Genomic DNA, 23985 nt, shown 5'->3' with positions numbered 1-23985 from the left:
TGCTCAGATGACGTTGAAGAAGTGCGTGCCGTCGCGATCGAGCTGCGCGACCAGTCCGTATTCCCAGTCGAGATAGGCCTGCATAGCCTCCACGGGGGCGTCCGTGCCTTCGTAGGGCCGACGATAGCGATCGATGCGGGGTGATGCGAGGTGGGACTCATCGGTTTCCAGGATTTGACCGGCAGCCTTCCAGGCAGCGTTGCCGCCCTCAAGAACGAGGACTGGAACATCGATCAGTTTCTTGAGGTCGACGGCGGCATAAATGGCGAGCGCGCTTGTGCCGCATGTGACGACGTAGGTATTTGCGGGAGGCACGCGCTTGATCGCTTCCGGGAGCTGGGAGCGTAGCGCTAACCACGCACCCGGGATGTGCCCCTTTAGGTAGTTCGCGCTGGTCGTGAAATCGAGCACGACGATATCGGAATTCGGATTGGAGATCGCGGAAGAAAGATCGCGGACGCAGATCGTCGGGGTCGGCTCGACTTCGGGCGATATGCTCTTGAAGGATCCTTGTTCGCTGAAGGCATCACTCGGAGCCTGTTCTACGACATAGACTTCCCAACCCATCTGCGCGAGCCAAGACGCTGCCATATTGGCACGCGTTGTCTCGTCATCGCTTAGTACGATACGCGCACCACGGACAGGCGCGTAGTGATCAGTCTCCTGTACAAGCTGTCCCCCTGGCACGTGCATGAAGCCCGGCAGGTGGCCTTCGAGGTATTCTGGTTCGGTGCGGACGTCGATCAGATAAGTCGTTCGGTCCGGGGTTTGAAGGCTGCCGATGTCCGACAGAGCAATGCTCCGAACACCCGCGCGCGCGGCGACGGCTGCAGCGGATTTTTGCGCCTCCGAGCGGTCCCTGGCTTCGACGTCAGCGAAGCTCCTGCTCGCTCCCTGTTCCAGTGTCTGACCTGCCAAAGTCCATCCAATTGTTCCGTTGCGAAGACCGACGACCTTGTTCGGTATCCCGGCATTGATGAGAGACTGCGTCCCGATGATGCTGCGTGTGCGGCCAGCACAGTTGACGATCACAAGGGTCTCGGGATCGGGAGCAAGGTCCCGTGCGCGCAGGACGAGTTCACCACCGGGAACGTTGATACCCTTTGGAATGCTCATCGTTTGATATTCGTCAAAACGGCGCGCATCGAAAACGACCGCGTTGGCTCCTTCATCGAGAAGCGCCTTTACCTTGGTCGCGTCCCAGAGCGGCGTGTGCCTTTTCGCTTCGACCAGTTCACCGAATGACTTGCTCGGCACGTTGACGTCAATGAACAGTTCGCCGCCGTCGGCCTTCCACGCTTCCAATCCCCCTTCGAGGATATGGACATTCGTGTAGCCGAGCGATTTCAGTTTCTCGACGGCGATGGGAGCGAGGTCTCGTATGCCATCGTGACCATACAGAACGATCAGCGTATCGCGTTGTGGGATCCTGCGCCATGCATCCAGTTCAAGCCGGGCAATGGGAAAGTTGGCTGCCCAGAGGGGATGCCCTTGCGCGAAAGGATCTTCTTCGCGGACGTCGGCGAGAAGGATTTCCGAGCGGGCCAGAAGATGCTGCCGCACTTCGTCGTACCTGAGGCTGTGCTTCGTTATCGGGGCTGACATATTTTCTCCTGCTATCGATCTCGTGTGCTATTCACGAGGTGATGGTCTGGCTGGCAGCTTCAAAGTCGACCAGCCTGCTGGGAGCTGCCGCGCCCTGAAACAGCGTTGCGGCTCTCGCTCCAAATGCGCTGATGGGTGGTTCGAGAGCACCGAGAGTCGGCGCGTGACAGAGCCAGAGTTCTGCGCGCAACGAAAAGTCGCTGACTGTGATGATCTCCAGTTTGGTACGGTGGGGGCTCATCTCCAGAAGGGGAACGGGAACGAGTCCAAGTCCGAGACCTGCGGCAACCATCTCCAACTGCGTCTCTCGAGCAAAGGTGTCGAGATTGACCTTGAACGGAAGATTGAGCACCGCATGCACGCGCTGGAGTTCTGCCCTGAAACCGCATCCGTCGGGGTTCAGAATCCATCCGGATTTGTGAAGGGTGACAAGGCGGTGGGCACGGTCTCCGCCCGATCCGAGCGGCCCCACGATCGCCATCTCGACCTGCGCCAGCGAAACGGCGGTCACTTTGTGCGGAAAGATTTTCCGTGTGGGCATCAATACGATCGCGGCATCGATCTGGCCGTCGACGAGCTTTTCAACAATCTGGTTCGCCCAGCCTGTGGTGGCACGTATAGACAGTTCCGGCCATCGCTCCTGTTGCAGATGGACTATGTCGGCAAGAATCACATCGCAGACTGCCTGGGTCAGTCCCAAGCGCGCACCACCCGTTAGGTTCGAGCGGGCACTCAACGTCAAGCGGAGCTTGTCGACCTCCCTGAGAATATTGAGGCACTGCTCGTGGACGCCGAGACCTACGGTGGTTGGAACGGGTGGCTTGACGCTTCTGTCGAGCAGGGTAACACCGAGGTCCTTCTCGAGGTTCTGGATGCGCTTCGAGATTGCCGACTGGGTCAACGAAAGAATTGCCGCCGCTTGGCTGAGCGACCTGGCTCCGACCACTGCGATGAAAGCTTCGATGTCGTCGAGGTTCATTTGCAGTCGTCTCCGCTTGGTGCATTTCTGGAGTTAAGTACCCTGGAAAGAACCTTCTCCTCGATTGACGTGAACGCCTGCGAACTGCGCACACGAGGACGCGCAAGCTCGATATCCAGCTCGAGAACGATCTCGCCTTGCTCCATCACGATGACGCGATCGCCAAGAGCAATGGCCTCCTCGACGTCGTGTGTGACGAGAAGGACAGTGAATCCGTGGCGCGCGCGGATGCTTTCGATGAGGTCCTGCATTTCCAGTCTCGTCAGTGCATCCAGTGCGCCGAGCGGTTCGTCAAGCAGCAGGAGACGCGGGCGGTGTATAAGGGCACGGGCAAGGGCAACGCGCTGCCTCTGTCCACCTGATAATTGGGACGGCCATTTGTCAGCGTGTTCGGAAAGACCAACCTCGGCAAGCGCCTTGCGTGCGCGGTTCTGCCATGGGTTGGGCAGGCCGATCCCGATGTTTTGGAGAACGGTTCTCCAGGGCAAGAGGCGCGCGTCCTGGAACATCATCCGCACCTCACCGGAGATTTCGGATAGGGGATTTCCGTCGATCTGGATCGTCCCGCCATCGATAGTTTCGAGGTCCGCGATCAGCCGCAGTAGAGTGGACTTCCCACAGCCCGAGCGGCCGACAATCGAAAGAAACTGACCGGCGGGTACGTTGAGCGAAAGGCCCTTGAGAACCTCCGTCCCGTCAAAGCCCTTCCACAGGCCGAGGATGTCCAGCGCGGCTCCGCCCGCGGAGGTGTTGCTTAACGAAACCTCTTTTGCCACGTTCGGCCGCGTCGATTTCAAGGAGACTACAGTCACCAGAGACCTCTCTTACTTCTGATAGGATGGATGCCAGCGTAGCCAACGGTTCTCCGCGAGCCGCGCCAGCCAGTCTGTCAGCTTGCCAAGAAGCGCGTACAGGATGATCGAGAGCACCACGACATCGGACTGAAGGAATTCACGCGCGTTGGTAGCGAGAAGGCCGATACCGGAACTCGCCGCGATCGTCTCGGCCACGATCAGCACGATCCAGGCCACCCCGAGCGCGTAACGCACACCAACGAGAATAGACGACATGGCTCCAGGCAAGATGACATCGCGCACAAGACCGGTTCGTGTCAGTCCGTAGTTCCGCCCCATCTCGATCAGACCCTGATCGACTGATTTGATGCCGTGGAAGGTGTTGAGGTAGATCGGAAACATGGTAGCGAACGCCACGAGGAAAATCTTGGCTTCCTCGCCGATTCCGAACCACATGATGACGAGTGGCACCATGGCGAGCGACGGAATGTTACGGAGCATCTGAAGCGAACTGTCGAAGAGCGTTTCCCCGGTTCGCCACAGGCCGTTCACAAAACCGAAGAACAGCCCCAGAGCCGAACCTATACCGAAGCCGACGGCCGCGCGCCAAAAGCTGGCTGCCATGTGCTGCACAAGCTCGCCGCTTGCCGCCAGAGACCAGGCGGCCTCCAGGACGGCGAGCGGCGACGGAAGAATGCCTTGGGAGAGCAGTCCTCCCGATGAGGCGATCTGCCAGAGAATGACGACGATTACAGGAAACGCCCACGGAGCAAACGCCTGGGCCAGATACCGTCCTGCTGTGGTTGGAGTCTTCGCGCTGGTCGTGATCATCGTCAGCCTCTGCGTTCGTCAGTCTGTCTGCTTGGGAGAGAAGGAGTCATCCAGCAGGTCGCTGGCTTTCAGCTTCTTGTCCATGATCCCGGCTCCATAATAGAGATCGATCGTGCTTTGCTGGAGCTTCTCGACGTCTGCGTTGATCAGCTGGGGAGCGTGCCTTTCGCGGGTCTGCTTGCCGAGCGCCACGTCATCGGGAATTTTGACGAGCTGGGCGATAATCTTCGAGTATTCCTGCGGATGCTCGAGCCCCCAGGCGCGAGCCTTGGCGCTGCGGGCGACGAAGTCCTTGAGGATATCGCGCTTGCCTTCGATAGCAGCCTCGGAAGCGATGAAATAGGAAAGGCTGGGGTAGTTCTTGCCATCGACGATGATGCGAGCCCCGGACTTGAGCGTCGCGAAGGAGATGTAGGGTTCCCAGAGCGAGACGGCGTCGACCGATCCGTTCGTCAAGGCGAGCGTCGCCTCCGCGGGCGGCAGGAAGACCGGCGTGATGGCGTCTTCCTTGAGACCAGCCTCTTTGAGCGACTGGAGGATAAGGGCGTGGCCCGCCGAACCCTTCACGAAAGCGACCTTCTTGCGGACGAGATCCTTGATGCCCTGATAAGGTGCGTCGTTCTTTACGATGATGGCGTTGCCTTCGTACTTCGTGGCGAAGATGGCCTTTGCCTTGACACCACGTGCAGCGGCAAAGGTCAGTGGCGCGTCGCCGACCGAACCAGCGTCAAGAGCTTCGGCAGCGAGAGCTTCGAGCAGAGGGGCGGCGTTGGCGAATTCGCTCCACTCGACTTGATAGGGGACGTCCTTGAGCACGCCGGAAGCGTCCATGACCGCGCGCGCGTTGCCGCGCTGGTCGCCAACGCGCAGGACGTCCTGGGCCGAGGCGACTGTTGCCGCGACGGACAGCGCTAACGACAGCGCCAGGCGAATGATTGACTTGGTCTTCATCACAATACTCCTTGATGCGAGGTCAGAGCGCAGCGCGCCTTTTCTCGGTTGTTTCGCGTGTTTCGAATTGATTGGCTGGCCGTTCGAGACCCAGGGTCTCGCGGAGGGTGGTTCCGGGATACTCCCGACGGAAAAGTCCGCGCTCCTGGAGAACAGGGACGACGCCTTCGAGGAACAGGTCCTCGTCGCGACGGATGTAGGGAGGCAGGATGACGAAGCCATCACACGCACGCTGGGCGTACCAATGGGCCAACTGACTGGCGACTTCCTCCGGCGTACCGACGGGCGCGAAGAAGGAGAGGCTTTCAGCGTACCATTTTCCGACCTCGGCAACCGTCATTTTCTGTTCAATGGCGCGCTTGATGACGTATTGGAAACGGCCGACGCTGCCCGTGATCTTGTCGGTGATATCGGGGAAGGGTGCATTCTGGGGGAACTGGGCGAGGTCGAAGTTCATGCTCGCCGACATGAAGCTGAGGCCTGCCTCGGGCAGAATGAGTTCCTTGAGCTCTCGTTCCTTGTCCAGTGCTTCCTTACGGGTGCGACCGACCACGGGGACGATGCCGGGGAGGACCTTTACGGCGTTCTCCGAGCGGCCGCCTTCGACCACCTTTTCCTTGAAGCTCTTGTAGAAGCTTCGTGCGCGCTCCAGTTCAGCATGGACGACGAAGATCACCTCGGCATTCTGCGCCGCGATCCCCTGGAACCGGTCCGAGACGCCAGCCTGAATGAGGACCGGACGACCCTGCGGCGGGCGGGGTACGTTGATAGGCCCGCGGATTTTGAAGAAGTCGCCTTCGTGGTCGATGTAATGGAATTTGGTGGAATCCGCGAAGACGCCGGACTTCTTGTCGAGGACGAGCGCATCGGCTTCCCAGCTATCCCATAGCTTGCCCATGACGTCCGCAAATTCGATGGCGCGGAGGTAGCGCTCCTCGTGTCCGAAATGTTGCTCCCGGCCGAAATTGCGCGCCTCGCCATCGCTTACGGAGGTGACGAGGTTCCAGGCAGCGCGACCGCCGCTGATATGGTCGATGTTCGCTAACATACGGGCGGCGGCATAAGGCGAGGCATATGATGATGAGATCGTGCCGCCTATGCCGATGTGATCGGTGACGGCTCCGAGCGCCGCCAGTGTGGTCAAGGGCTCGGGCCGGGTGACGAGACGATACTTCACCGTGTCGGCAAAGTGCTGGCCGTAGTTGTCGTCGATCGAAAGCTTGTCAGCGACGAAAAGCATGTCCAGCTTCGCAGCTTCTGCGCGGCGGGCGACGGTCTTGTAGAGCGCCCAGTCGACGCCGCCGGAGGTGGCCGACTCCGGGAGCCGCCAACCTCCGAGATGTGTGCCTGCCTCGAGATAAAGAGCGAGATGCATCCGTACGCCTTCCTGAGATAATCATTCTCAGGAAGACTATTTATATACAATCTATCGTCAATATAGAAATAATGGAATAATATCTGATCTCGAAAGAAAGCCTCAAGGGACTAATTATACGCGGGTTGAGGAAACAATTTCCTAGTGGACAACAATTCTCGCGAATGGCTGCCTACCACGATAGCGTCGAAATTGTCGCACGCGTGCATCCCTGATCAGTCGGGGGTAAAGCTAACTTCTGTCCTTCACGGCGGTGGGGCCGGAATCCGCCCGTATGAGCTATCGAGTCGGGTGACTGACGGGAAGGCAACATGTCTGGGATGTTCACCGATATCTCCAATGCGGGAGGGTCTAAGTCTCAATCAGAATTTCGGGCGCCACCTCTGGAAGGATGGGGGTGCTGATCGGGGTGTAGAGATCGACATCAGCCGCAGTTCGCAACGTTGCGACAAGTGCATAACGAACCGCTGTATTACCCCTTCTCTGACCGGTATTCTCCCGCCACCATCCGCCAGTCGGATAGATGGCGATAGCGTCACGCTGGGAGAGCTCGACGGCGTTTCCCTCCCAGATATCCCCATGCAGCGATCCCCGATTGCGAAGAACGGGACCAAGCGTCCAGCCTGCATCTCCCGCCGCCCTTGCCGGCGGCCTGGCCCCGGCCGCGGCATTGATGCGACGCAAGAAGACATCGGGGCGCTCGTCGCCCGGTTTCAACGCAAACCGCAATCCATGCGAAGCGTAGCTGTGACGGCGTGTTTGGCCACGCTCCCCAGGATTGGGCTCAATGAAATAGCTGAGCGTGATCCGCAACTGAACCTGGGTTTCACCAAGAGCCTCGAGTTCCTCTGTTGGCCAGGGAAGCGCGTGCAGGACCATGTCCTTGGTCTCGATCTTGCTGCCCACGGTCTTGAATGGTTGCATCTGGTTCTCGATGACCATGGTGACATCGTTATCGAGACTTCCAAGGGCGCGCACCAGTGATGGAACCCCGAAACCGTAACGCCGAATCAAGGCATTCTTGTTGATCCCGCCGAGATGGGCTTTCATCGTCGGTGTCCATTCCGCCGAATGGACGATCAGGGCTCTGACCGTCTCGGGCCACAGATCAGGACGCTGCCCCAGGATCTGCGCGCCCATCCTTGCCGCGAGCGCAGTTGCTGCACTGGTCTCGCCGGTCGTCGTGAACGCCCGGTGCTCGGGCGTCCGATAGGTCGTCAGCAGCGCGAGATCGTCAAGGTGATCACCAATGAGCGTCGCCGGATCTACGCCCAGATTGCCACCCTCGAAGACAACATCGGGTTTGAGGGGCCAATCGTGGTTCCAAGTGACGGAGGTACGGCTACGTGGCATGAGATCGCCGACCTGGGCCATGACACCCCATCCGTTGAAGACCGGGTCGGTGATCGCCGTCTTCTCGGTAAATGCTCCGACCGTCAGCACATTCCACGCCTGGGCCGGGCTTTCGATCGGCGTGATATCGTTGCGAACGAGATAATCGTTCTGATGAATGTCCTCACGAATATTGCCGGCAGAAACCGCAATCAGGCGCGGCGCATTGTCGGCGCCATAGGCAAGTGCGTCGAGAGCCGCAGACCATGACGACGGACGGCCGCGCCAGTGATCGCCGTCACTGGTCAGGGCAAGGCAGATCGCGCGAGGCCGGTCCGGTGCGACGATCTCGGCACGCGCTATCGATTGGGCGGTGATGGCGCCGAAGAGATCGGGGTCATTCGCGCCATGGTCAGGCAGGATCTTCACCGACTCCAGCCGGTGCGTCAGTATGATCTGCCCGGCTCCGGCGAGGACATCGGTCAGGTCACCGTATAGGGCGACGCCGGAAAGCTGGGTGCCATGTCCGCCGTGCCCCTGATTACTGGTGTCTTCGACGTTCCAGCCAGGATCGAATGCCTGCTGATCCACTGCTGCGAGCGCCGGGAGGATCAAAGGGTGACGTCGGGTAGAGCCTGAATCGAGAAGGCAGACGGCGGGACGGTCACCATCGGGGGCCACAATGCGGCCCGCCGTCTCCGCAGCCCAGGCGCGTTGCTCGGCGCCGTCCATCTCCATAAAGAAGGCCGGTGTATCGCGGGCGGTTCGTAGCTCTGCGATCGTGTCGGTGTGCGCAATGATCCGCCCGAGGGTTTCGGCGCTCGCGTGGACGATCAACACCTCGCGCTCCGGAAACTGAAGGGCATGTTCACGCACCGGAAGCTCCAGTCGCTCAGCCGCCGTCGCAAAGGTATCTCTGGTCCCGAGACGCAGCCAGACCTCCCACCAGATGGCCGTACCGGGCACCGGAAAGAACGCCTCGTCATCCGTATAGAGGGATCTGGCCACCGCAAGACGCGCGGTCTCAAGTGAGGCCACGAGCACTTCATTCTTGGGTCCGTTGTTTCTTTCGACGATCTCACCGTCCACCTCGACCCGTTGGATCCGGTCCTGGTCGCGATATTCGGCCACCTTCTTGAGGTAATAGTCGCGCTGGCGCTCGGGGACGAAGACGGTGGCGGCAATCGCGTTCCCTCCCTCCCCTATCGGGCGAACGCTAACAAGTTCGATCGGAAACCTGCCCTGGCGGTTTTCGAGCTTATCGACGATCTCGCTCTGGGATGAAGGGAGTTCGAACTCAAGATAGAAACCTGGCGTTCCACCCGCAAGGTCGGGCTCGCGGGCTCTCAATTGCGCTTCCGCGTCTGCCACTGCGCGGGTAAGGGCTTCTGTCAGCTTTACAGCATGCTGAGCCCTATCGCGCACCGGCACGGTTGTGCCGCCACCTCCGCCTCTGGCAGTGTAGTCCTGGATGTTCCCGTGACCGGGCAAATAAACGTGTGGGAGTGGACGCGGTGGTTCTTCTGCCATCGATTATTGCGACGCCGCTCCTTTGCGTTCGGCTATCGCGAGGGACAGATCGTTCTGGGTGATGCGGTCCCGGTCGGACAGGACGACGAGTTTCGCGGCGTCGGCCGCAGCGCGGGCAATCTCGGCCTGGCTCAAACCGGCAGCATCTGCAACCGCTTTTGTCCAGTCGATATCCTGGGTGTCGAAGCCGGATAGGCGCGCTTGCAAAATGCCGGTCGCGACTTCAACGCTCGGCAATGCATACTCGATGACGTCATCGAACCGCCGAAAGAGCGCTGGATCGAGCAATTCCGGGTGATTAGTCGCCGCCACCACCAGACCGTCACTCTCATCCTCCTCGAGGAATTGAAGGAACGAATTGAGGACACGCCGGATCTCGCCCACGTCATTGCGTTCCGCGCGCTTCGCGCCGATCGCATCGAACTCGTCGAAGAAGTAGACGCCTTTGGTTTCAGCCATCGCCGAGAACACCAGCCGCAACTTTGAGGCGGTCTCCCCCATGAACTTCGTCATCAAGCCATCGAGCTGCACGGTGAACAACGGCGTATGGAGTTCACCGGCGAGCGCAGCCGCGGTCATTGTCTTTCCGGATCCGGGGGGACCGATGAGCAACAGTTTGCGCCGTGGGGCCAGCCCATGGCTGCGAAGCTTATGCTGTTGTCGCTGCTCGAGAATGACTCGTTTCAAACGAGCTTCGAGCTCCGCAGGAAGGATCATGCTCGACAACCGAACGTCAGTGTAGCGCACCGCAACCAGGTTCGCGAGATCACCGCGTGGCTGCGCAATAGGAACAGGGGCTTTCTTGCGCCCGGAGGTACGATCCTTGTTGGCGCGCGCTGCATCGACAAGCTCGCGGAGTTGCACAGCCACCTTTCCATGACCCCTGCGGGCCTCACTTGCTGCAGCCTGCAATGCAATCGTCAGGAACTGCTCGTCGTCGCCTTCGACGTGGCTCTTCAGCAGCGAGATCAACTGCTGCGCCGTGGTCATGACGACTGAGCTCGGTTCATAGATCGAGCTCCTTCTGATTGAATGGTCCACATTTGCGTCATCGTGTCCCTCTCGCGGTGACTTTTTGGCACTTTCGAGAGATAGACGCCTCTCCCAAAGAACTGGTTAAAATCCAGTTTAATGATCGCCATAGCGAAAAGCAATTTGAACGGAGCAACAGTTCCCAACATTTGAGACTGCAACGAGAGCAAATTCTTTCCTATCAGCTTGATGGATACATTCGCATGGTTATCCATCTATCTCACTCGGCATTGCGTTAGCGATCGAGACCAGCGTCGAACGCATCCAAGCGGGAGCCCGGACCGCATTGGATGCTAGCGTCTTCTTGTCGCTGGCCGACAGTCGACGCGAGGCGATCTGCGCAACGTCGGCGGCACGCACCGCCCCGACGTGACGAAGGGCCTGAACAACTGTGCCGGCAGCACTGCCCGGAGCAATAAGGTGCTTGGGCGAAGCGTGGCGCAGATCAACGACGCGCTTATCGAGCACAACACGGCGCGACGGGCCATCAGTCAGATAGATGCTATGTGCGGGGACCTGTGTTGACAGGCCAAGGGCATTCGCCGCGCGCGCACCGGCGATCTGCACCTGAGATCCGGTCTCCCGCGCCAACGCTTTCGCCACATCGTCAGGCCTAGGCGAAAGGGCCCCAAGTTGCGGATGAACCTTTGGGAAGTCGTACAGGCCTCGCGTCAGGCGCCGAAGCTTTCCATTCCTGGCCAACCGAGAAAGCGCTTGGTCGACGGCCGCGCGCGCGGCCACGTCCAGGAAATCACTGGGCGTGAAGACACTGCCGCGCCCGCCGGCACGGGCACGCTTCATAATTAGGTCTGGAACTGATGTCGCGAGGGGTTTCATGCGTCAGAAATTAGGCTATATTTTTCTGACATTCAAGAGCGCGCTTCATGTTCGAACAATATGAGTAGATCCAAGGCGACCATTCACACGGTCGTCGTTCAGTCTACTGCCGGCACGGCTCTGCTTTCTTACATACGAAAGCAATGCCTTGAGTGCGGCGGAGATATTCCGGTTCTTTGGATAACACAGCATGAACCCCGGATGGGGGGCGACCCAGCCTTCCAGGAGTGAAATCAGACTGCCGTCGTCCAGAAAAGGCTTCGAAATTGGCTCTATGCCATAGCCTATGCCCTTGCCGCTGAGAGCGGCTGAAAGTGTGTAGGTCGAATCCGACACGATGAGCGAACCGCTGACAGCAACCTCGAAGCGTTCTTGACCGCGCTGAAACTCCCAGGGGTAGATTGCTCCGGTGTGGGGGCCTCGAAAGTTGATGCAATTATGATGAACGAGGTCTCCCGGTTCAGAGGGCGCCCCGAAACGGGCGAGATATCTTGGTGAGGCGTAGACAATGCGCTTTAATTCCGGTCCTAACCGAATAGAGACCAGATCGTCCTGGATGCTCCGGTTAGGGATGACCGCAGCATCAAACCCGGACACCGCGATGTCGACGAGCACATCTCCAATCGTGAGATCGATGGTAATGTCCGTGTAAGCGGCTTCGAAGCCATTAAGAAGCGGTTCCATATAAAGCCGCATCGGCATACGCGGGACGCAAAGCTTCAGCGTCCCGGAGGGCTTTTCCCGAGGCTCCGTCAGGTCCTCCATCAAGGTGTCGAATTCGGACATCATTGGCCCGAGGCGCCGGGCCAATCGACTTCCAGCTTCGGTCAATCTGACCGTTCTCGTCGTACGCTGCAGCAGTTTCGTCCCAAGCCGCCCTTCCAGAACCTGGATTGTGTAGCTGAGAGTGGAAGGCGCGATTTTCAGGGCTGCTGCGGCCCGAACGAAACTGCCGGAATCCACGATCATCATAAAAGCACGCAGATTGCCAAAGTCGGTGCCCCGCATTCTTCGAACCTCTCGAATAGTGAAATCGATAACAAACATATAATCGACAGGAATATGCACCAAAGTCTATATAATTAGTAGACTTTTGCTTCCTAAATAGGCCCGCCGCCCGCAATTTGAAACCGTCTGTCATGGGCGCGGCACCTCCTTATTCCTGAAGCAAAGAACGATATGCAACGAGAACTTCATTTCACCGCAAATTACAATCTTGGCCTCGGCTTGCACCCAGCGCGATGGCGCCTCATCGACAACCCCGCGCAGTTTCTCGATGTGAACGCTCACATCGAGGTCGCGCAGATCGCGGAGAAGGCAGGTTTCGACGCTGTTTTTCTATCGGACTTCCAAAGCCTTCCGATGGAGCCGCCAGTCGAACCGTGGCACGCACTCGATCCATTGCTGGCACTTTCGGCGATAGCGGCGAGAACTGAATCCGTGGGACTGATCGCCACTGTTTCCACGACATTTTCCGAGCCCTACGAACTCGCCCGCAAGCTCTCTTCGCTCGATCATATCAGCGGTGGCCGTGCTGCCTGGAATATTGTGACAAGCTATCTTCCGGAAGCAGGCTGGAATTTCGGCATGGACCTGCCGACGCATGACGAGCGTTACGACCGTGCGGAGGAGTTCGTGAGCGTTGCAAAGGCTCTCTGGGCAAGCTGGGGAGACGGTGCGCTATTACTCGACCAGGCTGGCGGCACGTTCGTCGACTGGAAGAAGGTCAGCCATCTCAACCATGTTGGAATGCATTTTAAAGTCCGTGGGCCCTTGCAGGTGCCGACCAGCCCGCAAGGAAAGCCCATCCTGGTACAAGCCGGATCCTCCGAGGTCGGCCTTAGCTTCGGCGCAAGGCACGCCGACCTGATCTATAGCCTCCAGACCAACCTCGAGGCGGCCCAGGCGGGTTACAGAAGGACGAAGGATGCGGTGCGCAAGGCGGGGCGCGATCCCGACCGGACGCTGTTCATGCCTGGAATCTATCCGGTCGTTGGCTCAACCGAAGAAGAGGCGCTCAGAAAAGTTGAACGACTCGACGCGCTTCGCGACCTCGCCGCCGATGCGCGCTGGTTCGGGATTCGTCTTGGTGTCCCTCTTGGTGGCGAGGACCTCGACAAACCGGCTCCGACCCGCGCTCAGGCTGACTTCACACCTGCGGTTTCAACCGGGATTTCGGAATCCACCTGGCAGATGATCGAGCGGCGGCCCGGCGCGACGCTGCGGGAAATCCTGCTCAGTTCGCAGGGACGCAACCGCTTTATTGCCGGGACGCCAGAGAAGGTCGCCGATGAGATTGAGTTGTGGTTCCGCAGCGGTGCGGCTGACGGCTTCAATGTCAGCGCCACGCATTTTCCCGATGGCTTCAGTTCGTTTACGGAAAGCGTCATCCCCATCCTGCAGCGACGTGGCATCTTCCGGTCGGAATATCGGCACAGCACATTGCGCGGAAACCTGGGGCTCGGTGAATGACGCGCGACCCTCACCACACGCTCACATCCACGGAATTAACGCAGAACGATCCGGTCCCGTCACCCGCTGATTTTGACGAAAGCCCAGTCGCGCGCATCTTCCGGCAGCCGACGATGCTGGGCCTCTTTCTGCCACTCAATGCCGGTGGCTGGAGTGCGTCGCATCTGCCACGCACGACGTCATGGGATTTCGGCTACAACCGCAACCTCGTACGAATCGCTGACGAACTCGGCTTCGACATCGTCTTTGGACTGTCGCAATGGCTTCCGAAAGGCGGGTTCGGCGAAGTACTGAACGGCACCTCTCTCGACCCCTTCGTCACCATGGCTGCGCTGGCGACAGAGACGAAGAATATCCTGCTCGCATCGACCGTGCATATCCTGTATGGACCTTGGCACCCGCTTCATCTGGCGCGCGCCGGCGCCACCCTCGATCACATCACAAATGGCCGCTGGGGCCTCAATGTCGTGACCGGTCATCGCCGGATTGAACACGAGATGTTCGGCGGCTCGCAGATCGAGCACGATCAGCGGTACAGGCTCGCCGACGAATTCGTCAATGCGCTGAAGGCATTGTGGCGCTCGGACGAGCCCGTCACCTTTTCCGGTAAATCGCCATGGCGGATCAAAGAGGGCTTCATCACGCCGAAGCCGCGTTTCGGCCGACCCCTTCTGATCAGCGCGACAGGCTCGCCCGCCGGCATAGACTTCGCTGCGCGGCAATCGGATATCGTCTTTGTCACTAGCCCCGGCGGGGGCAGTTTCGAGGCAGCGCGGGCGTCGCTCGGCGCCCATACCGCCACCGTCAAGGCAGCTGCGGCTCGAAACGGGCGCACAATCCGCGTCATCCTCAATCCAATCATCGTCTGTCGCGACACGGATCAGGAAGCTCAGGAATACTATGGCGCGATTGTTGCCGCCGTCGAGCAGAGGAATGTCGGCGGGCTGCATAACATTGCTGACACGAAGGATTTCGACAAACGGCTGGTCAGCGACGCGCAGGCGTGGGCGAAGAGCAACGATGTAAACTCGGTCGATGCGATCGCTGTCGGGGGGAATGTCCGGCTCGTCGGCTCGCCTCAACGGATCGTCGAACAGCTTGCCGCTTTGCATGCCGAAGGAGTGGACGGTTTCCACATCTCCTTCTTCGACTACCTGCCCGACCTCACCCATTTCGGACGAACCGTTCTCCCGCTGATGCGGGCAGCCGGTTTGCGGCTCTAGGGGTGATGAGATGACAGTTCAACAAAAAATCGCGTCGGGCCGATCAAGCGGGAGAACGGTGTCGCAAGAGCGTCTCAACCAGCTCAGTGAACAGACGCGTCGCGCAATCGCGCAGCTCGAACCGGTCACTCTGGATTGGGTTGCTCCGGTCGCCACAGATATGGACGTTGCCGTCATCGGCGGTGGTCAGAGTGGTGTTGCCATTGCGTTTGGACTGCGCCGTGCCGGCATCCGACGGGTGCAGGTTTTCGATGCCGCCACGCCGGAAACAGCGGGCGTCTGGAATACCATAGCCAGGATGCACACGCTTCGCGCGGGCAAGGGATTTACCGGTCTCGAACAGGGCATCCCTGAACTGACATTCGAGCACTGGTACGTTGCGCTTCATGGTGACGCCGCATTTGCCGCAATGGCGGAAATACCCCGCACCGTCTGGCTCGACTATCTCAACTGGTATCGCGAAACGGCGGGGATCGACGTGCGATGGCAGCATCGCCTGATTTCGATCGATCCGCGTTCGGACGCCGAAAACGCACCGCTCAATCTGCGCTTTGAACTGCAGGACAAGGGCGTGATAGATCTGTCAACACAGACGATCGTACTGGCAACTGGCCTGGACGGCTTGGGCGAACCCTATATACCGTCGGTTCTTTCCCACACTCTTCCTCCCGACCGCCTTGTCCACACGAACGACCTCATTAATTTCTCTAGCCTTCGCGGCTTGAGCGTGGGTGTGGTCGGAGCGGCCGCATCCGCGTTCGACGCAGCGGCTGTCGCGCTGGAACATGGTGCAGCGAGTGTGCATCAATTCGTCCGACACGGCGATCTCGTAGAGGCCAACGATCAGGCCGCCGCCAGACCCTCGGCTGACAAGCTGTTCTTTCCGGAATTCGATGATGCAATGCGATGGCGTTTGATTTTGGAGCGCCGGCGACGCAGCTCCGCGCCGGATGCGGCCATCGCCCGGGCCTGCCAGCATCCGAACCACTATCTCCATTTCAACGTTGCGGCAGAACAGATTGTAGCTCTTGGCGACGATATCGTAGCGAGAACGACGACGGGCGATATAATGCTGGACACGGTCATTGCCGCGACCGGCTATAGGCAAAACGTTTATGCCCGGCCGGAACTGACCGCCGCGGCTCCCCACATTCTCCTCTGGCAAGACCGCGTTGCGGCGGCGGAGGGGGAAAGCGGCTGGTCTTCGCATCCCTATCTTGGGAAAGGTTTTGAATTGCAGGAGATAGAGCCTGGTTCGGCGCCATGGCTTAAGCGTATCCATGTCTATACCTTCGCGGCGATCATCAGTCACGGCATCCATGCTGGCGATATCGGCAGCGCCGCGATCGCACTGCCCCGCCTGATCGCGGCAGTCGCTCGCTCACTCTTTATCCATGCTCGCGCGGACTACGAGCGGCTTGCGAGCCTCGGGCCGTCCATCGCGGTCGACCGCGTCGCTCCCTCACCCGTCTCCGGACCTTGGGAGGCAGCTCCATGAAGAGGCTTACGCGGGTTGGCCGCAGTCTGCTACGCAACCTCATTCAGGCGGTCCCGACGATGTTCGTCATCGTCACGCTCGGTTTCTTCGTGCTGCAGCTCGCGCCTGGGGATGCCGCCGATTACATGGCGGCCGAATCCGGTGCCGCCACGCAGGAAACGGTGGCCGACATTCGCCGGGCTTTCGGGCTCGATCTGCCGCTGCTCGATCAGCTTGCGAACTACTATACAAGTCTGGCGCATTTCAGTCTCGGCATATCTCCCCGCTACGGTGTCCCCGTCGCCGATCTCATCATGGAGCGTCTGCCGGGTACCCTGACGCTCATGGTTCTTGCGATCGTCATCGCCCTGCTGGTGGGGATCGCAGCTGGCACGATCATGGCACTGAACGCAACGCGCGCGGCCGATCGCATTCTTTCGGTGGCATCGCTGCTGTTCTACTCAGTCCCGACATTCTGGATCGGATTGATCTTCATCATCGTCTTCTCGGTGAAGCTCGGCTGGCTACCGGCTGGCGGCATGAAAACCATCGGCGCTTCCTCGGGGGGCTTTGGCTGGCTTATCGACCGCGTCTCTTATGCATTGCTCCCCGCGACGTCACTGGCGCTCTATTACATGGCGATCTACGCACGTCTCACCCGATCTTCTATCCTTGAGGTCATCGGGCAGGATCACGTCCGCACCGCAAAGGCGAAGGGTCTGGCGCCACGACAGGTTGTCCTTCGCCACGTGCTGCGCAACGCGCTCATCCCGATCACCACGGTGGCCGGTATCCACGTGGCCGGCATTCTTGGCGGCGCCATCGTCATCGAAACGGTCTTCAGTTGGCCAGGCATGGGTCGGCTTGCCTTTGATGCCGTCATGGCGCGTGAATATACGCTGTTGCTCGGCATCATGCTGGTCTCGTCAGTCCTGGTGATTTGCGTCAACGCTATCGTCGACATCATCCAGGCTGCCCTCGATCCCAGAATCGAGGTGCGCTGATGAGCGGCTTCGATATCGAATCCTCAACCGCACGCATGGCAGCCGGTGAAGCCCCCTGGAGCAACATCGGCAATCCTGTCATTGCGCGCTCGGTCCTGCGCGACTTTCTCTCGAACCCGGGCGCGACAGCCGGTCTCATGACACTCAGCATTATAATGCTCCTGGCGCTGTTGGCCCCGTGGCTGGCTCCGGGCGATCCGCAGTCGATTGTCGGCCCTGAGCGTCTTTGGCCCGGAGAAAATCCGGACTTTCTACTCGGCACGGATTCACTCGGTCGAAGCGTCTGGGCGGGACTGGTACATGGCGCCCGTGTCTCGCTGCTGGTGGGGATTTCCGCAACAATTCTCGGTCTGGTGTTCGGTGGACTTATTGGAGCCATCGCCGGCTATTGCGGCGGCTGGATCGACGATCTCATCGTCCGGTTCATCGAGATATTCCAGACCATTCCTAGCTTCGTCCTGCTGGTCGTTCTCGTCGCCTTCGCGACACCGACAATCGGTACGGTCATCGTCGGCATCGCACTTGTGTCCTGGGCGATGATCGCGCGTCTCACCCGCGCCGAGTTCCGCTCGATCCGGGAGAAGGATTTCGTCATGGCTGCCAGGGCGTCTGGCATTTCGGCGCCACGGATCATTCTGCAGGAAATCCTGCCCAACGCCCTGCCCTCGCTCATCGTGGTCTCATCGATCATGGTTGCCTCGGCGATCCTGATGGAATCTGCGCTGTCCTTCATGGGGCTTAGCGATCCGAATACCGTCACTTGGGGATCAATGATCGGCGCCAGCCGCGAGGTGATCCGCAGCCACTGGTACCTCACGCTCATGCCCGGTGGGTGCATCGTCCTCACCGTGCTGGCGCTCAACCTCATCGGGGATGGCCTCAACGACGCGCTCAACCCGCGGATCAGGCGCAAAGTCCGCTCGCGGAAAGCAGTGGAATGATGGCGATACCTTTGCTTGGTGTCCGCGACCTCTCAGTCCGATATCACAGCCGGAGCGGTGAAGCGGTTGCCGTCGAGAACCTTTCCTTCGACATCGCCGCCGGCGAGGCTGTCGCTCTGGTCGGCGAATCCGGTTGCGGGAAAAGCACGACTGCCCTTGCGCTGTCCAACCTCCTGCCGGACGAAGCGTCCAGCAGCGGCGAGGTGACCTTCGATGGCCTGGATCTCTTCCGCCTCCCACCCAAGGCATGGCGGCCCATTCTCGGACCCCGGATCGGCATGATCTTCCAGGAGCCGATGAGCGCTCTCAATCCGGTCTATACGGTCGGAGACCAGATCGCCGAGGTACTGCACGCCCATGAACGGCTGTCCCGGAAGGCTGCACGTTCGCGGGTTCTGGAATTACTCGATCTGGTGTCAATGCCGGAACCACACCGTCGTATCGCGTCCTATCCACACGAACTGTCCGGGGGCCAGAGACAGCGTGCCATGATCGCCCAGGCGATCGCGCTCACGCCGCTCCTGCTGATCGCAGACGAACCGACCACGGCTCTCGACTCGACGATCCAGAGCCAGATCCTCGAATTGATCGATCGTCTTCGGCGCGATCTGTCCATGGGCCTGCTTCTCATCTCCCACGATCTGACACTGGTGTCGCGCTGGACCGACCGCGTGGTCGTCATGCACAACGGCAAAAGGATGGAAGAGCTCAAGGCAGAGCATCTGTTTCAGGAAAGCCAGCATCCCTACACGAAAGGGCTGATCGGCGCATCGATCCGTCTCGGCGATGGACGCCACGCTTCATCGGAGCGGCTGAACGAGATCCGGACCCACAGGAACAGCAACGGCACAACCAGCTTCGAGATCCGTAGCCCGCCGGTTGCAGCGGAACCGCGCACCAATGCAACGGCAGATGCGCTTCTGGAAGTCGAGGATCTCACGGTTCGCTATGACCCCGCTAGCAAGACACCGCCTGCCGTCGATCGTGTGACCTTCGAACTCCTGCGCGGCGAAACGCTCGGGCTGGTCGGAGAATCCGGTAGCGGCAAGTCTTCGCTTTCAAAGGCGCTCAGCCGTCTGATACCCGTTGCCGGCGGACAGATCCTGTTCGAAGGTCAGGACATCACCCACGCAGGTGGAGCCGACCTGCGCGCCTTCCGCGGGCGCGTGCAGATGATCTTCCAGGATCCTTATTCTTCCCTAAACCCGCGCCGGACCGTTGGAGATATTCTCGATAGCGTGCTGCATGCACACAAGTATCGCAATTCCGCCGACAGGCAATCGCGCATAAGCGAAGCTCTCGACCAGGTCCGCCTGCCACGTTCGGCGGTGGAGCGCTTTCCCCATGAATTCTCCGGTGGGCAGCGTCAACGGATCGCGATTGCCAGAGCCCTGATCGTGCGGCCCTCGCTCGTCATCTGCGACGAACCGGTATCGGCACTCGACGTGTCCGTTCAGGCGCAAATTCTCAACTTGCTTGCCGATCTCAAGGAGGAAGCCGGTCTTTCCTATCTCTTCATCTCCCACGATCTGGCTGTCGTGAAATACATCTCGGACAGGATCATGGTCATGAAGGATGGACACATCATCGAGCGCGGCAACCACCAAAATTTATGGAGCAATCCCTCCCATGAATACACGAGGAAGCTGATCGCAGCAGCTTCGTAACGGCAACGGACTCCCTAAAACAACAGAACCCGAAACTTCACGAGCCAGGAGAATTTCATGATCAAACTGTCGCGCCGGACGTTCAACGCCGCCCTCGGAATCGGCGCATTGGGTACCGCCATACCCGGTATTTCGTTCGCTCAAACTACGCCGGTGCGTGGCGGTACCGCCCGCATCGTCGCCGCCAGCGAACCCGCCATGCTCATCGAATTGTTCCAGAACACCGGCAACGCCGGCGTCGGTTCCCGTGTCATCGAAGGGTTGTTGAAGGTCAGTTTCGACCGGACCTTCAAACCACATCTTGCGGAGAGCTGGGATATCAGCGCGGATGGAAAGACCTACACTTTCCACCTGCGCCCGGGCATCAAGTGGCATGACGGTCAACCGTTCACCTCCGCGGACGTTGCATTCTCGCTGCTGACGTTGAAGGAAACCCATCCGCGCCGGCGTGTGACGTTTGCATCGCTCGAAAAGATCGACACGCCCGATCCACTGACGGTCGTCGCCCAGTTCAAGACACCGGTTCCATTCCTGTTGCCGGCCCTTTCCGGCATCGCTTCGCCCATCATCCCGAAACACCTCTACGAAGAGACGGATATTCGGGCGAACCCCTATAACGCAAAACCGATAGGCACGGGCCCCTACGTGTTCAAGGAGTGGGAACGCGGCAGCCATATCCTGCTCGAACGCAATCCCGATTACTGGATCAAGGATCTGCCCCTGCTCGATGCTGTGGTGACACGGTTTATCGTTGATGTCAGCGCCCGCGGGGCGGCTTTCGAGGCGGGAGACGTCGATGTAGGCTATCACACACCCGTGCCGCTCGACGAGATCAAGCGCCTTGGCGACGATCCGCGCTTCGGCGTCGAGACTCGCGGTTACGAGCTTGAAGGCAGTCTGAACCAGTTGTTTTTCCGTCTGGATCATCCGATTCTCAGCGATCTGCGTGTTCGCCAGGCTTTCGCTCACGCCATCAATATCGACGACTACATCCGTCTCGTCTGGAAGGGATATGCTGTGCCGTCCCCGACCGCGATTGCACCGTCGATGGCAGAATATCACGATCCAAGTATCGGCTTCTATGCCTTCGACAAGGCCAAGGCGGAAGCGCTTCTTGATGAGGCCGGCCACAAGCGTGGTGGTGATGGGAAACGGTTCGCGCTGCGCCTTACCTACAATCCTGTCTACGGGCCAACCCGTGTCGGCGCAGAATTCCTCCGATCCGCCTTCGGCGACATCGGCGTCGACGTGGCGATCCAGAGCTACGACTACGCGACCTACATCAAGAGCGTCTATACCGACGCGGCCTTCGATATCGACCTCCAGCATCTTGCCAACGGTTATGATCCGACGGACGGCATCCAGCGCGGCTACTGGTCGAAGAACATCAAGAAGGGCGTGCCGTGGTCCAATCACTCCGGCTACAGCAATGCCGAGGTCGATGAAATCTTCGAGAAAGGATCGATCGAAATCGATCCGGCGAAGCGCAAAGAATACTTCGTCAGGTTCCAACACATCCTTCACCGCGATCTGCCGGCGGTAAACCTCGTTCAGTTCCAGAACCTGACGCTCTATCGCAAGACGCTGCACAACCACACCGAGGATTCGTCCGGGCATTCGGTCGACTTCGCCGCTGCGTGGCTGGGAAGCTGAGCTTTATCCGGCAGGCGGGCTCCACAGGCGCCGCCTGCCACGTAGCGCGACAACACCGTCATTATTTCCAAATTGTAAGTGAACGCCCTTGACCCATCATCCTCATACCTGGCCGACAATCGACACACCCGCATTCCGCACACTCGTGGCAATTTTCCGGCCGGTGTTCGCCGAAATCGCCGAAGGCTCGCGCCAAAGAGATGCGACACGCACACTCCCGCGCGATGAAGTCGCAAGGCTGAAAGCGCTCAAATTCGGTGCGCTGCTTCTCCCCAAAGATAAAGGCGGTTTGGGAGCGACACCGCTGGAACTCCTTGCATTGCTCGTCGAGCTTGCAGAGGCAGACTCGAATGTCGCGCAGATCTTCCGCGCCCATTTCGGATTGCTCGGACAGCTTCTCGACGAACCATCCAACGCCTGGACGAGGCGTTGCATCGACATCATCGGATCCGGGGAGATCATCTCCGCTGCAGCGACGGAGGTTGGAAATGCCACGCTTGGCAAATTTTCGACTTCCATCATAAAAACCAATGAGGGCCATCGTCTCAACGGCCAGAAATTCTATACGACCGGCGCTCTGTTCTCGGAATGGATGACTGTCAGCGGCTTGAACAATGCTGACGAGCTGATCATAGCGCTTATAAAAACGACGGCGCCAGGAACGTCCATTGTCGATGACTGGAACGGTTTCGGACAGAGACTGACCGCCAGTGGGACCGCCGTATTCGATCAGGTCCTTCTGCACGATGACGATATTGCGCCATCGGCATCGCGGTGGCCGTTCCTGACGGCCTTCGCTCAATTGGCCCATCTGGCAACGCTTGTCGGAATCGGGCGGGGGGCGTCCACTGCCGTTGCGGACTATGTGCGGTCACGCAAACGGACATATTCCCACGCGGCTGCCAGCACCGCGAGCGACGATCCGCAGGTGCTCCAGCTCGTCGGTAAGGTGTTTGCCAATGCGCACGGGGCAAACTCGATCGTACTTTCAGCCGCCGACGCCTATCACCGCGCTGTTGCTAAAGGCTGCAGGGAAAGAACGGAGATCGGCAAACTCGAGGTGCAGATTTACCAGGCACAGGTCGTCGTCCACCAACTCATCCTAGATGCGACGACCGTCCTCTTCGACGGACTGGGAGCGTCTGCGCTCAGCAACGAGTTGGGGCTGGATCGCTATTGGCGAAACGCCCGCGCCATCTCCTCCCACAATCCGGTCATCTACAAGGAGCGTCAGATCGGTGATTTCGCGGTTAACCGCAGCCTGCCGCCGGATCTTTGGACCACCGGCATTGGAAAGGCCTAGCGGATGTTTCGCGTCGAGGCTGGTCAACCTCACCTCAGCCGGCGCTGAACCAGATCGCGTGACTTAATTAGGAGATCTTATGGGAAATAAGCTGTTCGTTCTCGACCTGGGTGAAATTCGTGTCGACGAAAACTTCATCATCGCCAACTCCACTTTTGTTACGCCGCAGAAGCCGACGGTGAGTAGTCGTCTGATCGACATTCCGGTCTCCGCCTACCTCATCCAATGCACCGATGCCACGGTCCTCTACGACACAGGATGTCACCCGGAATGCATGGGAACGAATGGCCGATGGCCCGCGCAATCGCAACTGAACGCGCCCTATATCGGGGCGTCGGAATGCAATCTGCCGGAACGGCTGAGGCAGCTCGGCCTTTCACCGGACGATATTTCGACGGTGGTCCTGTCGCATCTTCACAATGATCACGCCGGTTGCGTCGAGTATTTCGGAAAGTCGAGGCTGATTGCACATGAAGATGAATTCGCAACCGCAGTCCGGTATTTCGCGACAGGCGATCATTCGTCGCCTTACATCGTCAAGGACATCGAGGCATGGCTTGCGACCCCGCGAAACTGGGATCTCGTCGGTCGCGATGAGAGGGAAAGAGAACTCGCGCCCGGAGTGAACCTGCTCAACTTCGGAACCGGCCATGCTTCAGGAATGCTGGGCCTGGCTGTCAGGCTTGAGAAGCAGCCCGGGTTTCTGCTCGTTTCAGACGCTTGTTACACCGCCACGAACTATGGTCCCCCTGCCCGCCGAGCAGGCGTTCTCCACGACACGATCGGTTACGATCGGACGGTCAGCCATATCAGGCAATACGCCGAATCCCGTTCTCTCACAGTCCTCTTCGGTCACGACCGGGAGCAGTTTGCCAGCCTGATCAAATCCACGGACGGATTCTATGAATAAGGAGCTCGCCAGGACTTGAACTGGCGGCGCGCCGCGGCCGTGAAAACGCCAAGGCAACTACCCCAGTAG

General features: G+C 59.4%; 19 protein-coding genes. 9 read left to right on the top strand and 10 right to left on the bottom strand.

All coding sequences use genetic code 11. The features are described 5' to 3' along the window. Nucleotides 1-3: 3 nt before the first annotated feature. From JZX89_RS21695 to JZX89_RS21650, 10 genes are all read right to left on the bottom strand, one after another. Nucleotides 4-1605, bottom strand: coding sequence for a rhodanese-related sulfurtransferase (locus JZX89_RS21695; RefSeq protein WP_065664466.1), 1602 nt, complete (start codon nt 1603-1605; stop codon nt 4-6). 31 nt (nt 1606-1636) lie between these two features. Continuing rightward, the gene (locus tag JZX89_RS21690) at nt 1637-2584 is read right to left on the bottom strand and encodes a LysR family transcriptional regulator (RefSeq protein WP_010974870.1); all 948 of its coding nucleotides are present in this window, start codon (nt 2582-2584) and stop codon (nt 1637-1639) included. Continuing rightward, nucleotides 2581-3399, bottom strand: coding sequence for an ABC transporter ATP-binding protein (locus JZX89_RS21685; protein ID WP_178128821.1), 819 nt, complete (start codon nt 3397-3399; stop codon nt 2581-2583). Before JZX89_RS21685 ends, JZX89_RS21690 begins: the two co-directional genes overlap by 4 nt. A gap of 9 nt (nt 3400-3408) precedes the next feature. Continuing rightward, nucleotides 3409-4209 (bottom strand): aliphatic sulfonate ABC transporter permease SsuC, encoded by an 801-nt coding sequence (gene ssuC, locus JZX89_RS21680; RefSeq protein ID WP_010974869.1) that lies wholly within the window; start codon nt 4207-4209, stop codon nt 3409-3411. A gap of 18 nt (nt 4210-4227) precedes the next feature. Then, nucleotides 4228-5160 carry an aliphatic sulfonate ABC transporter substrate-binding protein gene (locus JZX89_RS21675; protein ID WP_207135310.1) on the bottom strand — a complete coding sequence of 311 codons (933 nt, stop codon included), beginning with the start codon at nt 5158-5160 and terminating at the stop codon, nt 4228-4230. 22 nt (nt 5161-5182) lie between these two features. Beyond that, nucleotides 5183-6535: an LLM class flavin-dependent oxidoreductase gene (locus JZX89_RS21670; protein ID WP_010974868.1), complete on the bottom strand. Its 1353-nt coding sequence runs from the start codon at nt 6533-6535 to the stop codon at nt 5183-5185. A 351-nt stretch (nt 6536-6886) separates the two neighbouring features. Continuing rightward, nucleotides 6887-9397 (bottom strand): S8 family peptidase, encoded by a 2511-nt coding sequence (locus JZX89_RS21665; RefSeq protein WP_010974867.1) that lies wholly within the window; start codon nt 9395-9397, stop codon nt 6887-6889. A gap of 3 nt (nt 9398-9400) precedes the next feature. After that, nucleotides 9401-10387: an AAA family ATPase gene (locus JZX89_RS21660; protein ID WP_012655016.1), complete on the bottom strand. Its 987-nt coding sequence runs from the start codon at nt 10385-10387 to the stop codon at nt 9401-9403. 249 nt (nt 10388-10636) lie between these two features. Next, a complete protein-coding gene (locus JZX89_RS21655) occupies nt 10637-11230 on the bottom strand; it encodes a DUF6088 family protein (RefSeq protein ID WP_010974802.1) in 594 nt (197 codons plus the stop codon). 81 nt (nt 11231-11311) lie between these two features. Further along, on the bottom strand, nt 11312-12274 hold the full coding sequence (locus JZX89_RS21650; protein ID WP_010974803.1) for a LysR family transcriptional regulator: 963 nt from the start codon (nt 12272-12274) through the stop codon (nt 11312-11314). Nucleotides 12275-12445: 171 nt separating this feature from the next. Between JZX89_RS21650 and JZX89_RS21645 the strand changes: the two genes are divergently transcribed. The 9 genes from JZX89_RS21645 to aiiB all read left to right on the top strand — a co-directional run bounded on the left by JZX89_RS21645 (nt 12446) and on the right by aiiB (nt 23916). Beyond that, complete coding sequence (locus JZX89_RS21645; RefSeq protein ID WP_010974866.1) at nt 12446-13738, top strand: NtaA/DmoA family FMN-dependent monooxygenase; 1293 nt, start codon at nt 12446-12448, stop codon at nt 13736-13738. Beyond that, nucleotides 13735-14961: an LLM class flavin-dependent oxidoreductase gene (locus JZX89_RS21640; protein WP_010974865.1), complete on the top strand. Its 1227-nt coding sequence runs from the start codon at nt 13735-13737 to the stop codon at nt 14959-14961. Before JZX89_RS21645 ends, JZX89_RS21640 begins: the two co-directional genes overlap by 4 nt. A 58-nt stretch (nt 14962-15019) precedes the next feature. After that, on the top strand, nt 15020-16459 hold the full coding sequence (locus JZX89_RS21635; RefSeq protein ID WP_244423877.1) for a SidA/IucD/PvdA family monooxygenase: 1440 nt from the start codon (nt 15020-15022) through the stop codon (nt 16457-16459). Next, nucleotides 16456-17442, top strand: a complete 987-nt coding sequence (locus tag JZX89_RS21630; RefSeq protein ID WP_046033748.1) for an ABC transporter permease — start codon at nt 16456-16458, stop codon at nt 17440-17442. The genes JZX89_RS21635 and JZX89_RS21630 overlap by 4 nt, the downstream gene beginning before the upstream one ends. Nucleotides 17443-17477: 35 nt before the next feature. Then, entirely contained in the window at nt 17478-18383 is a 906-nt protein-coding gene (locus tag JZX89_RS21625) for an ABC transporter permease (RefSeq protein ID WP_233278971.1), read from the top strand. After that, on the top strand, nt 18380-20050 hold the full coding sequence (locus tag JZX89_RS21620) for a dipeptide ABC transporter ATP-binding protein (protein ID WP_045023436.1): 1671 nt from the start codon (nt 18380-18382) through the stop codon (nt 20048-20050). The genes JZX89_RS21625 and JZX89_RS21620 overlap by 4 nt, the downstream gene beginning before the upstream one ends. Nucleotides 20051-20107: 57 nt before the next feature. Further along, a complete protein-coding gene (locus tag JZX89_RS21615; RefSeq protein WP_010974864.1) occupies nt 20108-21703 on the top strand; it encodes an ABC transporter substrate-binding protein in 1596 nt (531 codons plus the stop codon). Between the two features lie 88 nt (nt 21704-21791). Continuing rightward, nucleotides 21792-23006: an acyl-CoA dehydrogenase family protein gene (locus tag JZX89_RS21610; protein ID WP_010974863.1), complete on the top strand. Its 1215-nt coding sequence runs from the start codon at nt 21792-21794 to the stop codon at nt 23004-23006. Between the two features lie 79 nt (nt 23007-23085). Continuing rightward, complete coding sequence (gene aiiB / locus JZX89_RS21605; RefSeq protein ID WP_010974862.1) at nt 23086-23916, top strand: quorum-quenching N-acyl homoserine lactonase AiiB; 831 nt, start codon at nt 23086-23088, stop codon at nt 23914-23916. Nucleotides 23917-23985: the final 69 nt, after the last annotated feature.

Origin of the sequence: Agrobacterium burrii (assembly GCF_017313405.1) — a bacterium.
GTDB classification, from domain to species: domain Bacteria; phylum Pseudomonadota; class Alphaproteobacteria; order Rhizobiales; family Rhizobiaceae; genus Agrobacterium; species Agrobacterium burrii.
This window is presented reverse-complemented; position numbering and strand designations above follow the sequence as displayed.

Bases quoted from the DNA above. Each gene is read 5' to 3' on its own strand.
- JZX89_RS21695 (WP_065664466.1), bottom strand. From the start codon at position 1,605: ATGTCAGCCCCGATAACGAAGCACAGCCTCAGGTACGACGAAGTGCGG.
- JZX89_RS21690 (WP_010974870.1), bottom strand. From the start codon at position 2,584: ATGAACCTCGACGACATCGAAGCTTTCATCGCAGTGGTCGGAGCCAGG.
- ssuC (WP_010974869.1), bottom strand. From the start codon at position 4,209: ATGATCACGACCAGCGCGAAGACTCCAACCACAGCAGGACGGTATCTG.
- JZX89_RS21675 (WP_207135310.1), bottom strand. From the start codon at position 5,160: ATGAAGACCAAGTCAATCATTCGCCTGGCGCTGTCGTTAGCGCTGTCC.
- JZX89_RS21670 (WP_010974868.1), bottom strand. From the start codon at position 6,535: ATGCATCTCGCTCTTTATCTCGAGGCAGGCACACATCTCGGAGGTTGG.
- JZX89_RS21665 (WP_010974867.1), bottom strand. From the start codon at position 9,397: ATGGCAGAAGAACCACCGCGTCCACTCCCACACGTTTATTTGCCCGGT.
- JZX89_RS21660 (WP_012655016.1), bottom strand. From the start codon at position 10,387: ATGACCACGGCGCAGCAGTTGATCTCGCTGCTGAAGAGCCACGTCGAA.
- JZX89_RS21655 (WP_010974802.1), bottom strand. From the start codon at position 11,230: ATGAAGCGTGCCCGTGCCGGCGGGCGCGGCAGTGTCTTCACGCCCAGT.
- JZX89_RS21650 (WP_010974803.1), bottom strand. From the start codon at position 12,274: ATGCGGGGCACCGACTTTGGCAATCTGCGTGCTTTTATGATGATCGTG.
- JZX89_RS21645 (WP_010974866.1), top strand. From the start codon at position 12,446: ATGCAACGAGAACTTCATTTCACCGCAAATTACAATCTTGGCCTCGGC.
- JZX89_RS21640 (WP_010974865.1), top strand. From the start codon at position 13,735: ATGACGCGCGACCCTCACCACACGCTCACATCCACGGAATTAACGCAG.
- JZX89_RS21630 (WP_046033748.1), top strand. From the start codon at position 16,456: ATGAAGAGGCTTACGCGGGTTGGCCGCAGTCTGCTACGCAACCTCATT.
- JZX89_RS21625 (WP_233278971.1), top strand. From the start codon at position 17,478: ATGGCAGCCGGTGAAGCCCCCTGGAGCAACATCGGCAATCCTGTCATT.
- JZX89_RS21620 (WP_045023436.1), top strand. From the start codon at position 18,380: ATGATGGCGATACCTTTGCTTGGTGTCCGCGACCTCTCAGTCCGATAT.
- JZX89_RS21615 (WP_010974864.1), top strand. From the start codon at position 20,108: ATGATCAAACTGTCGCGCCGGACGTTCAACGCCGCCCTCGGAATCGGC.
- aiiB (WP_010974862.1), top strand. From the start codon at position 23,086: ATGGGAAATAAGCTGTTCGTTCTCGACCTGGGTGAAATTCGTGTCGAC.